This window comes from Pseudomonas sediminis (assembly GCF_039555755.1).
Lineage (GTDB): Bacteria > Pseudomonadota > Gammaproteobacteria > Pseudomonadales > Pseudomonadaceae > Aquipseudomonas > Aquipseudomonas mendocina_D.
This window is the reverse complement of sequence record NZ_CP154631.1, coordinates 4,143,051-4,156,150: the sequence shown is the minus strand read 5'-3', so window position 1 is coordinate 4,156,150 and position 13,100 is coordinate 4,143,051. Positions and strand designations below refer to the sequence as shown.

Genomic DNA, 13,100 nt, shown 5'->3' with positions numbered 1-13,100 from the left:
TTCTAACGCTGGAACACACCTCTGCCCGGCAGGAGCTGGCGATCATGTGCGCGCGTGAAATCTTGCTGCGGCCCTTTGGGTATCACGCCAGTCGGGTTGATGGTGGCGTGGCTGGCGTAGTAGTGCGACTTGATGTGGGTGAAGTCCACCGTCTCGGCGATACCTGGCCACTGGTACAGCTCGCGTAGCCAGTTGGACAGGTTCGGGTAGTCCTCGATGCGTCGCAGGTTGCACTTGAAATGCCCGTGATAGACCGCATCGAAGCGAATCAGCGTGGTGAACAGGCGAATGTCCGCCTCGGTCAGGTATTCACCGGCCAGGTAACGCTTCTCGTCCAGCAGTGCTTCCAGCTCGTCAAGCATGGCGAACAGTTCGTCGAAGGCCTCTTCGTAGGCTTCCTGTGTGGTGGCGAAGCCTGCCCGGTAAACGCCGTTGTTCACGGCCGGGTAGATGCGCTCGTTGAGCTGGTCGATGCGCTCACGTAGCGGTTCGGGGTAGAAGTCCAGGCCGTTGCCGGTCAGGCCGTCGAACGCGCTGTTGAACATGCGGATGATTTCAGCCGACTCGTTACTGACGATGCCACCGGTCTGTTTGTCCCACAGCACGGGTACGGTAACGCGGCCGGTGTAATGGCTGTCATCGGCGGTGTAGCGCTGATGCATGTAGCTCAGGTTGTCGAGGCGGTCGCCGCTGGAGCCGAACTCGCGGTCGAAGGTCCAGCCCTGTTCGCGCATCAGCCAGCTCACCACGGAGACATCGATCAGCGATTCGAGGCCTTTGAGCTTGCGCAGGATCAGGGTGCGATGAGCCCAGGGGCAGGCCAGCGATACATAGAGGTGATAACGCCCGGCCTCGGCCTTGAAACCGCCGCTGCCGCTCGGCCCTGCGCTACCGTCGGCGGTTACCCAGTTACGGCGTTGTGCGCTTTCGCGCTGGAAGCGGCCACTGTCGCCGGTGTCGTACCATTGGTCATGCCAGCGGCCGTCGATCAACAAGCCCATAACGTGTGCCTCCGTTTTGAATGAATCTGGAGTCTAACGTGATGAACTCGATTGAAAGGTGGAAAAATCTGGCTTAAGTAATCGACTGATTAGATTGAAACCGTGTATCCCAGCACTGCTGGGCCTGCAGGAATGCTGCTTCACGATCCAGGCCCAGCCCGCGCAGTGCGACGGCCATGGTGGCGATGACCGCCAGGCGACCGTAAGCATCATCGTGCTCGCCGCGCCAGAAGGCGTCTAGCACGGCCGGGTCGAGTCGCTCGGGTTTGACATGGCGCTGCGCTGACAGCGCCGGCCATTCTTCGTCCCAATCTTCGCCATCGAGCGTGCCATGCAGGTGGCAGGTGCCGTCCGGGTTGACCTCGATCTCACCGCCTTCGCCCTTGATCACGATGGCGTGATCACCCAGCAGCCGACTGGCTTCGCGATGCACAGCCTGGTAACCGGGATGGAAGATACTCTGCAGCCCGCAGCGGGCAGCGAGCGGGTTGATCACGCGGGCCAGGGAATGGATAGGCGAGCGCAGGCCCAGGGTGTTGCGCAGATCGATCATGCGCTGGAGCGCCGGCATCCAGTCGCCCAGGTAGCTGTAGGCCAAGTTGTGTTGGTCGAGCGCCGCCTCCACTGCTTGCCAGTCTTGGCAGCAGGGGATGTCCAGTTGTTCCAGCAATTGTTCGGTATACATGCGCCCTGCGGTATGCGCACCACCGCCATGCATGAAGATGCGTACGCCACTGGCAGCCAGCGCCTTGGCTGCAAGCAGGTACCACGGCAGGTGACGTTTCTTGCCGGCATAGCTGGGCCAGTCCAGGTCGACCTGGATGTTCGGGGCGGCGAGCCGTGGGCGAATGGCTTCGACGAAGCCGGCGAGCTCTTCGGCGCTTTCTTCCTTGTGCCGCAGCAGCATCAGGAAGGCGCCGAGCTGGGTGTCCTCGACCTTGCCATCGAGCAGCAGGCCCATGGCTTCGCGGGCCTCCTCGCGCGTCAGGCCGCGGGCGCCGCGCTTGCCCTTGCCGAGAATACGCACGAACTGGGCGAAGGGATGTTCGGCGGGGGTGATCAGGTTCATAGGCAATTGGTCGGTTTCGGCAGGCCAGCGAGCTTGGCGGCGAGTTTGGCGGGAGTGCCCTTGAACAGGCGATTTAGGTGCAGGCTGTTGCCTTTGTCCGTACCGAGCTTCAGAGCGGCATATTTGATCAGCGGACGGTTGGCCGGCGACAGCTGAAACTCCGCGTAGAAGGCGCGCAGCAGGTCGAGAATTTCCCAGTGATCGTCACTCAGCTGCAACTCTTCCGCTGCGGCTAGCGCCTCGGCTACGGGGCGTGACCAATCCTGCAGGTCGATCAGGTAGCCGTCCTTGTCCAGGGCGATGTCACGTCCGCCGACGTTAAGCGTGCTCATAGCCAGCTGTTGACCTTGGTGTAGCGGGTGCACAGCTCGACGAATTCTGGATAGTCGACGGCCTGAGCGCGTTCGGGCGCCTGTAGCGCGCGGGCGGCCAGGTCTTCGTCCAGGGCGTAGAGCGAGACACTGGCAGGCATCAGCTGCAACGCTTGCAGATTGGTCGTGCCGGGCTGCAATGCATAGACCGCGTCGCCAGTGAGCAGCAGGGCATCGCCTGCGCCCAGCAAGCGCAGGCAACTGGCCAGGCGGCTATCGGTGAATGGCGAATGGGAAAGAATGTGCAGGGTGGCCATCAGAGGGTGATCACCTGATCGTAGCGGTCGAGAAGGGCAGTCAGCGCGCTGTCGTCGAGTCGCTGTACTGCCAGATTCAGTTCGCTGTCGCCAAGGCCGCGCTCGCTCAGGCTGCGCTGGCTGGCGTACAGCGCCTCGACACCGAACATCGGTAGCGCCTGCAGGTTGGCGCCGAGGTCTTTCTGTTGCAGCTGGCCGGGTTGCTGTCCAGCGCTGAGCTGAAACACGCCGTCATCGAGAAACAGCATGCCGATGGGCAGATCGAAGGCGCCGCCGGCCAGGGCGATATCCAGCGCCTCACGCGCACCAGGGCCGCTCCAGGGTGCCTGGCGGCTTATGATCAACAGCGACTTGCTCATTCACTGACCTCCGAAGCAGACCAGGCGGTCGGCCTGTTGCGCGGCCTCATGCAGCTGGCCCAGGCCGGACAGCTCCCATGGTCCCTCCAGGTTGGCAGCCGGCCTGGCGTAGCGCTGCGCTTCTTCGGCGTTGAGTACACCACGGCGCAGGGCAGCGGCGATGCAGACCACCGCGTCGAGCCTGTTGGCGGTAACGAACTCGCGCCATTCTCTAGGCAGATCCAGCTCGTCCTGTGGGCTGACCACATTGCTGGCGGCGCTGTGCACGCCGTCCTGATAGAAGAACAGGCGAACGATTTCGTGGCCGCCGGCCAATGTCGCCTGGGCGAAGCGCAATGCGCGACGCGACGCGGGCTGGTGGGGGGCGGCGAACAGGGCGATGGCAAACTTCATGGGGCGTCCGGCGAGGCAAAACTGGGCCAATGATAAGGCCAGGGTGCCTGGCAAACAAAGAATCACGAAACAGACACGCAAGAAAAAGCCCGCCGAAGCGGGCTTTCGGGGAGACGTAATGCTATCAGTCGTCGCCGCCCATGATGCCGAAGATCTGCAGCAGGCTGATGAACAGGTTGTAGATCGAGACGTACAGGCTGATGGTGGCCATGATGTAGTTACGCTCACCGCCATGGATGATGGCGCTGGTCTGGAACAGGATACACACCGAGGAGAACAGCACGAAGCCAGCGCTGATCGCCAGTTGCAGGCCGCTGATCTGGAAGAAGAAGCTGGCAACAATGGCGCCCAGCAGAACGAAGAAACCGGCGGTGATGAAGCCGCTGAGGAAGCTCATGTCCTTGCGAGTGGTCAGCACGTAGGCAGACAGACCGAAGAACACCAGCGCAGTCATGGTAAAGGCAGAACTGATGATTTCAGCGCCGTTCGCCGTGCCGAGGTAGCGGTTCAGGATAGGGCCCAGGGTGTAACCCATGAAACCGGTCAGCGCGAGGGTGGAAAGCAGGCCCCATGAAGAGTTGCGCAGTTTGGCGGTGAGGAAGAACAGGCCGTAGAAGCCAATCAGCACGACGAAAATGTTCGGATAAGGAACGTTTGCGCGCTGCGAGATGAAGGCAACCAGGCCGCTGAAGGCCAGAGTGATAGCCAGTAGACCATAGGTGTTGCGCAGAACGCTGCTGACTTCCTGTTGCTCAACCTGAGAATGGTTGAGTGCGTAATCTCGCTCTTGCATGGCGACGCTCCTGTAGTACGAGGCTTTCAAATACGAATGCTCTGGATCATAACAGAGCAGGGTTGCCTGCCAAGACTTAGAGTTTGACAGTGTGTTGCGTTCCGGTAAGATTGCCGCCCGCACTACTGCGGAGGCGAAAGTCTTGGCCTCTGCACTCAGTATCCGGAAGCGTGGCCGAGCGGTTTAAGGCAACGGTCTTGAAAACCGTCGATGGGCAACTATCCGTGAGTTCGAATCTCACCGCTTCCGCCAAATCTCCAGATTGCTACGACGCAATTGCTGATCCTAATTTGGCGCTTGCTTTTTGACTCCCGTGCGCCAAGCTAGGTCAGGCCCTGGCTTTTTGTTAAGGTGACCTGCAAGTTCAATCTCACCGTCGTTGCGCGGTGGCTGACAAGGTGCAACGAGGTGGCGATTGATTAGGGTCCTGGTTGTCGACGATCACGATCTGGTTCGCACGGGCATCACCCGTATGCTGGCCGATATCGACGGACTGCAAGTGGTAGGGCAAGCCTGCACTGGCGAAGAAGCCCTGCTAAAGGTTCGCGAACTCAAGCCCGATGTTGTCCTGATGGACGTCAAGATGCCTGGCATCGGCGGCCTGGAAGCCACTCGCAAGCTGATGCGCAGTCACCCTGATATCAAGGTGGTCGCCGTTACCGTGTGCGAGGAAGATCCGTTCCCGACACGTTTGCTGCAGGCCGGCGCTGCCGGATACCTGACCAAGGGTGCCGCGCTGGATGAGATGGTGCAGGCCATTCGCCTGGTATTCGCCGGCCAGCGTTATATCGATCCGCAAATCGCCCAGCAACTGGCGCTGAAGTCCTTCCAGCCGCAAAACAGTGGCTCGCCATTCGATCTGCTGTCCGAGCGCGAGATCCAGATCGCCCTGATGATCGCCAACTGCCACAAGGTGCAGAACATCTCGGACAAGCTGTGCCTGTCGCCGAAGACGGTCAACACCTACCGTTACCGCATCTTCGAAAAGCTCTCCATCACCAGCGATGTCGAGCTGGCTCTGCTCGCGGTTCGCCACGGCATGGTCGACGCCGTCAGCTGATAATGTCCGTTCCGTTCGATTCGAGTGCCTTCCTGGCGACCTGCAGTGGGCGCCCAGGCGTCTATCGCATGTTCGATAGCGAGGCCCGCCTGCTTTACGTCGGCAAGGCGAAGAACCTCAAGAAGCGTCTCTCCAGTTATTTCCGCAAGACCGGCCAGGCGCCCAAGACCGCCGCTCTGGTGGCGCGTATCGCGCAGATCGAAACCACCATAACTGCCAACGAGACCGAGGCTCTGCTGCTGGAGCAGACTCTGATCAAGGAATGGCGGCCGCCTTACAACATTCTGCTGCGCGACGATAAATCCTATCCCTACGTATTTCTCTCCGACGGCGATTTTCCGCGCCTTGGCATTCACCGGGGCGCGAAGAAGGCCAAGGGGCGCTATTTCGGCCCTTATCCCAGCGCATTGGCCATTCGCGAGAGCCTGAGCCTGCTGCAGAAGACCTTCCTGGTTCGCCAGTGCGAGGACAGTTACTACAGAAACCGCACGCGCCCCTGTCTGCAGTACCAGATCAAGCGTTGCAAAGGCCCCTGTGTCGGCTTGGTCAGCCCGGAGGAGTACGCCGAGGATGTGCGCCACTCAGTGATGTTTCTCGATGGCCGTAGCAATGCGCTGAGCGAAGAACTCTCTGCCAGCATGGAAAAGGCTTCAATGGCCCTGGAGTTCGAGCGCGCCGCCGAGCTGCGTGACCAGATTTCCATGCTGCGCCGCGTGCAGGACCAGCAAAGCATGGAGGGCGGTACTGGCGACGTCGACGTGGTCGCTGTGATGCTCACCCCCGGGGGCGCTTGTGTGCACCTGATCAGCGTGCGTGGCGGTCGCGTACTGGGCAGCAAGAATTTCTTCCCGCAGGTGGCGATCGAAGAGGAGGGCGGTGACGTGCTGATGGCCTTCCTCGCCCAGTACTACCTGGGTAATGCCGAGCGCGACCTGCCCAGCGAGCTGATCGTTAACGTGCAGCACGAGGATTTCGCCACGCTGATCGAAGCCATCGAGTCACTGCGCGGTCGCAGCCTCAGCATCAGTTTGCGCGTGCGCGGCACGCGAGCCCGCTGGCAGCAACTCGCCGTGACCAACGCCGAACAGGCGCTGGCCGCCCGCCTGGCCAACCGACAGCATTTGGCCGAGCGTTTCGAGGCGCTGGCTACCGTGCTGGAAATGGACGAATCGCCGCAGCGCATGGAATGCTTCGATATCAGCCATTCCAGTGGTGAGGCGACAGTCGCCTCCTGCGTGGTATTCGGCCCCGAAGGCCCGCTGAAATCTGACTATCGCCGCTTCAATATCGAGGGCGTCACTGCAGGCGACGACTACGCTGCGATGCGCCAGGCGCTGACTCGGCGCTTCAGCAAGATTAAGGATGGCGAAGGCAAGTTGCCCGATGTGCTGTTGGTCGACGGTGGCAAGGGGCAGTTGGCCATGGCGCGCGAGGTGCTGCAGGAACTGGCCGTACCGGATCTGATCCTGCTTGGCGTGGCCAAGGGCACGACGCGCAAACCAGGCTTGGAAGTGCTCTACCTGAACGACGCCGAGCATGAGTTCACCTTGCCTGGCAATTCGCCGGTGCTGCACCTGATCCAGCAGATCCGTGACGAGTCGCACCGCTTCGCAATTACCGGGCACCGTGCGCGCCGTGGCAAAGCACGACGCACCTCGACGCTGGAGGAAGTAGCAGGGATCGGCCCCAAGCGGCGGCGTGAACTGCTCAATCACTTTGGCGGGCTGCAGGAATTGTCCCGCGCCAGCGCCGAAGAAATTGCAAAAGCGCCCGGAATCAGTAAAAAGCTCGCCGAGTTGATTTATGACACTCTGCACAGCGAGTAGAATGCCCGCTCACCTCGCAGCCTAGTTGTGCCGATGAACATCCCCAACTTGCTTACCGTGCTCCGGGTCGCGCTGATCCCGGTCTTCATCCTGTTGTTCTATCTACCGTTCTCCTGGAGCTATTGGGCTGCCAGCGGCGTGTTTGCGATTGCTGCCGTGACCGACTGGCTTGATGGTTATCTGGCCCGTCGCTGGGAGCAGGGCACGCCCTTCGGTGCTTTCCTCGATCCGGTAGCGGATAAATTGATGGTGGCGGTGGCATTGGTGCTGCTGGTTGCCGAGCACGCCAATCTCTGGCTGACACTGGCCGCGGCAACCATCATCGGCCGCGAGATCGTCGTGTCTGCACTGCGTGAGTGGATGGCCGAACTCGGTGCTCGTGCACACGTCGCTGTATCCAATCTCGCCAAATGGAAAACCGCAGCGCAGATGCTGGCGTTGGTCATTCTGCTGGGCAATCCGCCGGTCTTCACCTTCTGGGTTGTACTCGGATACATCCTTCTGGTGGTCGCAGCCGTGCTGACATTGTGGTCGATGCTGCAGTACCTGTTGGCCGCCTGGCCGCACCTCAGCACCACCTCTGATAAGAAATAAGTATTTTTGAATCAAAGGGTTGACGGCGCGATTCGATTCTATAGAATGGCGCCCGTCGACAAGACAAGCGGGAATAGCTCAGTTGGTAGAGCACGACCTTGCCAAGGTCGGGGTCGCGAGTTCGAGTCTCGTTTCCCGCTCCAGTTTTACACGAGTCGCCAAGGCGGCTCGTTTGTTTCATGGCTGAGTTGCAGAGTGGTTATGCACCGGATTGCAAATCCGTGAACGCCGGTTCGATTCCGACCTCAGCCTCCAATTTAAAAGGCCTCGTAGATCCATGATTTACGAGGCCTTTTTCATTATCCCTGATGTGCTTTGGCATACCTTGCGAGGACAGGGAGGGCTGTATATAGTCCGGTCCTTCGCACAGCGCTACCGCCCGAATGGCGAAATCGGTAGACGCAGGAGACTTAAAATCTCTCGCCAGTAATGGCGTGCCGGTTCGAGTCCGGCTTCGGGCACCATTAGTATGCTAACGAGTTACCCCGCATTAACCCGTTAGCCCAGTAAAGACCGGCCTCTGAGCCGGTTTTTCTTGTTCTGCTTCCCCTGTGTTCCCCCGTTTTAACCTGGATAACCCCGCCGTTTAGGGGTACGTTTAGGGGTACGTTTTGCCAATTTTGGAGGGCGTACCCCAATGGCGCGTACCGTTACCCCGCTGACAGACCCCAAATGCGAAGCCGCCAAGGCCCGTGACAAGGATTACAAGCTTTTTGACGGCCAAGGGCTGTTCCTGCTGGTTAAATCCTCTGGCGTTAAAACCTGGCGCTTCAAGTTCACCCGCCCCGATGGCAGGGAAGGGCTGGCCACGTTTGGCAACTATCCGGCGCTGGGGCTGAAATCAGCGCGGGATAAGAAGGCCGCTGCCCTGGAACTGCTGGCCGAGGGTATCGACCCAATCGAGCATGAGCGGCACCAGCAGGAGGCGGCTAAGGCGGCAGCCCGTAACACCTTCCAAGCCATTGCATTGGATTGGCACGCCGCGACCGGCAAAACCAAGAACTGGACGCCAGACCATGCCGCCAAGGTAATGCGCCGCATGGAGTTATACCTGTTCCCGCCGCTTGGTCATCGCCCGGTTGATAAGCTCAAAGTCCGTGACCTGCTGGCCCCACTCAAGGCGGCAGAGCAGCGCGATACCTTGGAGCTGGCCAGCCGCCTGCGTCAGTACACCACCGGGGTCATGCGCTACGCCGTGCAGCATGGCTACATCGAGAGCAACCCAGCCCGCGACCTGGCCGGGGCTACGGCAACGCGTAAGGCGCAGCACAGGCCGGCGCTGCCCCTGGAGCAATTGCCCGAGTTGATGCAGCGCCTTGGCGCATACAAGGGCCGCACCCTGACCCGTCTAGCGGTTGAGCTGACCCTGTATGTGTTCATCCGCTCCAGTGAGCTGCGTTTTGCCCGCTGGGGCGAGATTGATATGCCGCGCAGCCTCTGGACGATCCCCGGCGAGCGTGAGGCAATCGAGGACGTGAAGCACTCCGAGCGCGGGGCCAAGATGCGCACCCCGCACCTTGTCCCCCTGAGTCGCCAGGCGCTGGGGCTGCTGGGGCAGTTGCATATGCTGTCCGGTCGTTACGATCTGGTATTTCCTGGCGACCACTACCACTACAAGCCCATGAGCGAGAACACGGTTAACGCTGCCCTTCGCCGCATGGGGTATGACACCAAGTCGGAGGTTTGTGGCCACGGCTTTCGGGCAATGGCCTGTTCTGCCTTGGTTGAGTCGGGGCTGTGGAGCAGGGAGGCAGTAGAGCGTCAGATGAGCCACCAAGAGCGTAACAGCGTGCGGGCTGCCTATATTCACAAGGCCGAGCACATCGAGGAACGCCGGCTAATGGTGCAGTGGTGGGCCGACTACCTGGACGCCAACCGGGAGCGGCACGTTACGCCCTACGAATTTGCCCACCCTGAGGGACACGAGAGCGCCAACGTGGTGGCCATCAATCGCAAGGCATGACCAGTTCCCTCGGTTCCCCCAAAACGCTCGAAAGTGTAAGTCGCGGGCGACCCTACCTGGACAGCACCAGCAAATGCGGGCTTTTTCTACACTGATTCTGGATTTTGTATTTTTCAGGGGGAACCGAGGGAACCGGGGGAACCGCTTAGAGCCACGGGGCTTTGAGCGGTTCCCCCACTGAGGGAACCAAGGGGAACCGGGGGAACCTTTCCCCGCAGAGCAACGGCCAGCCTAGCCCGACGGGGCGAAAAGCAGATTTCCCACCTGCCTGGCTGGCCGACCTATTCAAGTCGTGGGAGCGCCTGGGAGGGCGTGAGGATGGATAAGGTTTACCGGCTATTGGATCGCTTAAGCCCCGAGCAAGCCATTGAGTGGCTGACGCAACTGACAGGAGCCGGCCTAGATTTTGATGGGCTCATGGGGTTGTGCAACGCGGGACACTGCTTTGTTTACCTTGACGTAACAGGGACGAACATAACCGACCCAGAGAGAGGGATTGACCTTGAACTTTGCTCCACTGATGCCCGAGTTACTGGGCGAGCTGATTGGGGGGTATCTGAATTTGGCCAGCCATATGTACATACTGCGACTGTAGAGTGCGACGCTTGGGGGGTGTACAGCTCACAGGACAGCGGCCCTGACCTTCATATTGCAAAGCGATTCAATCTCAAGGGGAGGCGAGTACCCTTCTTCAAGCCGTTAGAAGTTGAGGCGTTGGCAGCCAAGATGAACGGAGAGGATGCACGGGCTACAGAAATAGAGGGACTGCGCCAGGAGTTGAAATGCGAAAGGGACGCACGGAAGGTTATTGAGTCTGAGTTACGCGAGCGACGCGCAAAGGATGGGAGTGATGGTCTAGAGAATATGCGCCAAATGCTGTCGCATACGCCAAAAGAGTTCGCAGCTATGCAAGAGCGTGCGGAAAATGCTGAACGGTTACTGGCTGCACTGGATCAACAGTTGACTCATTTGGCTGAGGAAAAACGAGTTTCCGACAAACTATCCATGGAAATGGCTAGGCAGCTGCGCGAGCTTTCAGGCCAGAAGCCCGCCGCTAACACTGAAACCGTAGTCGCCGGCCTCACCTTTCCCTATGCGACCAAAGAGTTGGAGGCCATGCGCGCAGCTATTGCTGAGCACTGGGAAGGCTACACCCTAGACAAGCGCCAGCCGACGCAAAAGGCTGTTGCCTTTACCTTGGGAGAGCTGCTTGGGCTACCGCGACAAGGCAACGGCGACCCAGCGCGCAAAGCTATTGTCCTGGCGTCAGCCATCAAGCCGGACACCCTTCCAGACGCCTGACAGTGCGGTATGACAGTATGCGCTGACACTATGTCACCCCTAGCTGTCATCCCACCCCCCCGTTTTACCGTGTTTTCCATACCAACCCAGGAGAACACGTCATGCCCCAAGTAATCCCGTATAACACTGCTGCTGTCAGCCTCTCCGATCTGTGGACGAAAGCTGAAACCGCCAGCTACATGAAGCGCACCCCTTCCGGCCTGGACAAGCTGTGCGCCCGCGACCCGAGCTTCCCGAAGCCGCTCAAGGATGGCGACAACCGCCGCAGCCGGGTCTATTTCGTGCGCCAGGAAGTGGAAGCCTATTTGGCTGGCAAGCTGGCCGCCCGCGTGGAGGCCGCTTAATCATGGACAAAAAGAAGCCCACCGCTAAGGGCAGGCTCGGGAATGGTTCGCGCCTTGATGATACCAGCGGCAATGCCCAGCGTGCCCGCCTGCTGGCCTACCTGCGCCAGCATGGTTCGATAAACACCTTCGAGGCTATCCGTCTGCTGAATATCTTGCGCCCTGGTGCCCGCATCGCTGAATTGCGCGCCCAGGGCCACGACATCCGCACCCACCTGGCCACGCTGGCGGATGACCAAGGCCGCGCCCATCCGAACGTGGCCACCTACTACCTGAGCGCCGATCCGGTGGGGAAGGTGGCAGCATGATCGCCCTTGCACAGCACCAGCCCTGGCGCTATCGTTCGCCCGTCACGGTCAATCCCGTGGCCGACCTTGGCCGGTCGAACACCACACGGCGCACAAGCGCCCCGATGACCATTGCAGGCGCTTTTTTTGTGCCCGCAATGCTGCGTCATGGCGGCTGTGCGTGGGACACCTTCGGGTGTGCCGGGTTCCGTGTGTCCCGGTCGGCCAACCCGCGTACAGCCGTCACCATTCCCAGCTTGGCCGCTGGCGGTGATGGCTCCGACAACACACACGGAGCACCACCCATGCAACCTACCCGCAATCCGTCCACCCATGCCGCCGCCTGGAAGGCCCGCGCCCTGGCCGCCCTGCGCGCCGACTGTTCCCTGTCCGTTCGCCTGGCTCGCTACAACGCAGCGATGGCCCGTGCCCGTGAAATCGAGGCCCGTGCTAATGCCGACGCCTTGCAGATTCGCCCTGCTGGCGGCATGTGGCGCGTTTGCCAAGGTGACGCCGTGCTGGCCTTCGCTGCCAGCTACCGCGCTGCCTGCCAGAGCCTGGCTGCCCTGGAAGCCGTAGGGGGTGTGCAATGAGCCAAGCCCCAACCGCCGCCAACGTGGCACAGGATGCCATCGATCTGCTGACGGCCACCTGCGAGCAGATGGACATGCTCGCCGCCACCCTGCGCGCCATTAACGCCGCATACCCGGCTGCATTCGCTGAGCTGAGCGACAGCATTCGCACCGGCCTGATGGATACCCGGCACTTGTCCTACCTCGGGATAGGCGCTGCGACCGACTGGCGCGAATACCTGGCCGAGCAAGCCAGCGAGCTGGCCGCCCAGCTCGATTACGCCCAGGAGGTAGCTGAGCGTCCGCAATCTGTCCGCACGCCAAGCGGACAAGAAGCAGCAGGGGGTGCCCAATGAGCCATCTAACTGATCGCCAAGCATTCGATCTGATCCAGCAGCGTGTCGAGATACTGGCCAACGCCGGCAAGGGGCTGGAAGCCATCGGCAACCTGATGGGCGCTGACGCCTCAGAGCATCACCTGACCGCCGATGACCAGATGGGCCTTGCTCATGCGGTCGCAGCGATGGGCGCCATGATCTTCGCCACTGCCAACGAGGCGTGGGGCTATGCCGCGTTAGACCGGGAGCAATGGACATGAGCACCATGCCAAACAGCACCACCCTGGGCCATGTGGTCACCGTCTGCCATTCCGGTACCGGGCGACGCCGCGAACTGCCCCCGCTGACAATCGGGGGTCTGGCGCTTGAGCTGGCCGGCATGATCCGCGACGCACTGCCCGACGCCCTGGTCTGCATAGTTCGTGTCGGTCTGCGCCCGACTGATCTCGAGCAGGCCGAGCAGCAAACGCACGCCATCAAGCGCCAGGTGATCGAGGCGCGCGAAGCCGAGCATCCCGGCCACGCTTTCCTGGCCGCCACCGGCTTCTGGCCAACCGCCAAGCAGGAGTAA

18 protein-coding genes and 4 tRNA genes are annotated in these 13,100 nt (G+C 60.8%); 15 read left to right on the top strand and 7 right to left on the bottom strand.

The features are described from left to right. Positions 1 to 2 precede the first annotated feature (2 nt). The 7 genes from AAEQ75_RS19625 to AAEQ75_RS19595 form a co-directional block, all read right to left on the bottom strand. On the bottom strand, positions 3 to 1,001 hold the full coding sequence (locus tag AAEQ75_RS19625; protein WP_343350178.1) for a glutathione S-transferase family protein: 999 nt from the start codon (positions 999 to 1,001) through the stop codon (positions 3 to 5). 73 nt (positions 1,002 to 1,074) lie between these two features. After that, on the bottom strand, positions 1,075 to 2,070 hold the full coding sequence (locus AAEQ75_RS19620) for a glycosyl transferase family protein (RefSeq protein WP_343350177.1): 996 nt from the start codon (positions 2,068 to 2,070) through the stop codon (positions 1,075 to 1,077). Then, a complete protein-coding gene (locus AAEQ75_RS19615; RefSeq protein ID WP_273257730.1) occupies positions 2,067 to 2,402 on the bottom strand; it encodes a TusE/DsrC/DsvC family sulfur relay protein in 336 nt (111 codons plus the stop codon). The genes AAEQ75_RS19620 and AAEQ75_RS19615 overlap by 4 nt, the downstream gene beginning before the upstream one ends. Continuing rightward, a complete protein-coding gene (gene tusB, locus AAEQ75_RS19610) occupies positions 2,399 to 2,698 on the bottom strand; it encodes a sulfurtransferase complex subunit TusB (protein ID WP_279922370.1) in 300 nt (99 codons plus the stop codon). The genes AAEQ75_RS19615 and tusB overlap by 4 nt, the downstream gene beginning before the upstream one ends. Further along, positions 2,698 to 3,057, bottom strand: a complete 360-nt coding sequence (gene tusC / locus AAEQ75_RS19605; protein ID WP_280084863.1) for a sulfurtransferase complex subunit TusC — start codon at positions 3,055 to 3,057, stop codon at positions 2,698 to 2,700. Before tusC ends, tusB begins: the two co-directional genes overlap by 1 nt. Continuing rightward, entirely contained in the window at positions 3,058 to 3,450 is a 393-nt protein-coding gene (gene tusD, locus AAEQ75_RS19600) for a sulfurtransferase complex subunit TusD (RefSeq protein ID WP_273257734.1), read from the bottom strand. 124 nt (positions 3,451 to 3,574) lie between these two features. Then, entirely contained in the window at positions 3,575 to 4,243 is a 669-nt protein-coding gene (locus tag AAEQ75_RS19595) for a Bax inhibitor-1/YccA family protein (protein ID WP_106732229.1), read from the bottom strand. Positions 4,244 to 4,407: 164 nt separating this feature from the next. Between AAEQ75_RS19595 and AAEQ75_RS19590 the strand changes: the two genes are divergently transcribed. From AAEQ75_RS19590 to AAEQ75_RS19520, 15 genes are all read left to right on the top strand, one after another. Further along, a tRNA-Ser gene (locus AAEQ75_RS19590) sits at positions 4,408 to 4,495 on the top strand. A gap of 163 nt (positions 4,496 to 4,658) precedes the next feature. Further along, the gene (gene gacA, locus AAEQ75_RS19585; protein ID WP_099523985.1) at positions 4,659 to 5,303 is read left to right on the top strand and encodes a response regulator transcription factor GacA; all 645 of its coding nucleotides are present in this window, start codon (positions 4,659 to 4,661) and stop codon (positions 5,301 to 5,303) included. A 2-nt stretch (positions 5,304 to 5,305) separates the two neighbouring features. After that, positions 5,306 to 7,129, top strand: coding sequence for an excinuclease ABC subunit UvrC (uvrC, locus tag AAEQ75_RS19580; RefSeq protein WP_343350171.1), 1,824 nt, complete (start codon positions 5,306 to 5,308; stop codon positions 7,127 to 7,129). 33 nt (positions 7,130 to 7,162) lie between these two features. Then, positions 7,163 to 7,723 (top strand): CDP-diacylglycerol--glycerol-3-phosphate 3-phosphatidyltransferase, encoded by a 561-nt coding sequence (pgsA, locus tag AAEQ75_RS19575; protein WP_177429606.1) that lies wholly within the window; start codon positions 7,163 to 7,165, stop codon positions 7,721 to 7,723. 67 nt (positions 7,724 to 7,790) lie between these two features. Continuing rightward, positions 7,791 to 7,866 (top strand) — tRNA-Gly (locus tag AAEQ75_RS19570). 38 nt (positions 7,867 to 7,904) lie between these two features. Continuing rightward, a tRNA-Cys gene (locus AAEQ75_RS19565) sits at positions 7,905 to 7,978 on the top strand. A gap of 122 nt (positions 7,979 to 8,100) precedes the next feature. Beyond that, a tRNA-Leu gene (locus AAEQ75_RS19560) sits at positions 8,101 to 8,187 on the top strand. 173 nt (positions 8,188 to 8,360) lie between these two features. Further along, a complete protein-coding gene (locus AAEQ75_RS19555; protein ID WP_343350170.1) occupies positions 8,361 to 9,686 on the top strand; it encodes a tyrosine-type recombinase/integrase in 1,326 nt (441 codons plus the stop codon). 318 nt (positions 9,687 to 10,004) lie between these two features. After that, a complete protein-coding gene (locus AAEQ75_RS19550) occupies positions 10,005 to 10,988 on the top strand; it encodes a hypothetical protein (protein ID WP_343350169.1) in 984 nt (327 codons plus the stop codon). A 101-nt stretch (positions 10,989 to 11,089) separates the two neighbouring features. Beyond that, complete coding sequence (locus tag AAEQ75_RS19545) at positions 11,090 to 11,332, top strand: transcriptional regulator (protein WP_343350168.1); 243 nt, start codon at positions 11,090 to 11,092, stop codon at positions 11,330 to 11,332. 2 nt (positions 11,333 to 11,334) lie between these two features. Continuing rightward, positions 11,335 to 11,640, top strand: coding sequence for a helix-turn-helix domain-containing protein (locus tag AAEQ75_RS19540; protein ID WP_343350166.1), 306 nt, complete (start codon positions 11,335 to 11,337; stop codon positions 11,638 to 11,640). A 284-nt stretch (positions 11,641 to 11,924) separates the two neighbouring features. After that, positions 11,925 to 12,212: a hypothetical protein gene (locus AAEQ75_RS19535; RefSeq protein ID WP_343350164.1), complete on the top strand. Its 288-nt coding sequence runs from the start codon at positions 11,925 to 11,927 to the stop codon at positions 12,210 to 12,212. Next, a complete protein-coding gene (locus AAEQ75_RS19530; RefSeq protein ID WP_317525877.1) occupies positions 12,209 to 12,547 on the top strand; it encodes a hypothetical protein in 339 nt (112 codons plus the stop codon). The genes AAEQ75_RS19535 and AAEQ75_RS19530 overlap by 4 nt, the downstream gene beginning before the upstream one ends. Then, complete coding sequence (locus AAEQ75_RS19525) at positions 12,544 to 12,789, top strand: hypothetical protein (RefSeq protein WP_296271199.1); 246 nt, start codon at positions 12,544 to 12,546, stop codon at positions 12,787 to 12,789. The genes AAEQ75_RS19530 and AAEQ75_RS19525 overlap by 4 nt, the downstream gene beginning before the upstream one ends. Continuing rightward, a complete protein-coding gene (locus AAEQ75_RS19520; RefSeq protein ID WP_317525876.1) occupies positions 12,786 to 13,100 on the top strand; it encodes a hypothetical protein in 315 nt (104 codons plus the stop codon). The genes AAEQ75_RS19525 and AAEQ75_RS19520 overlap by 4 nt, the downstream gene beginning before the upstream one ends.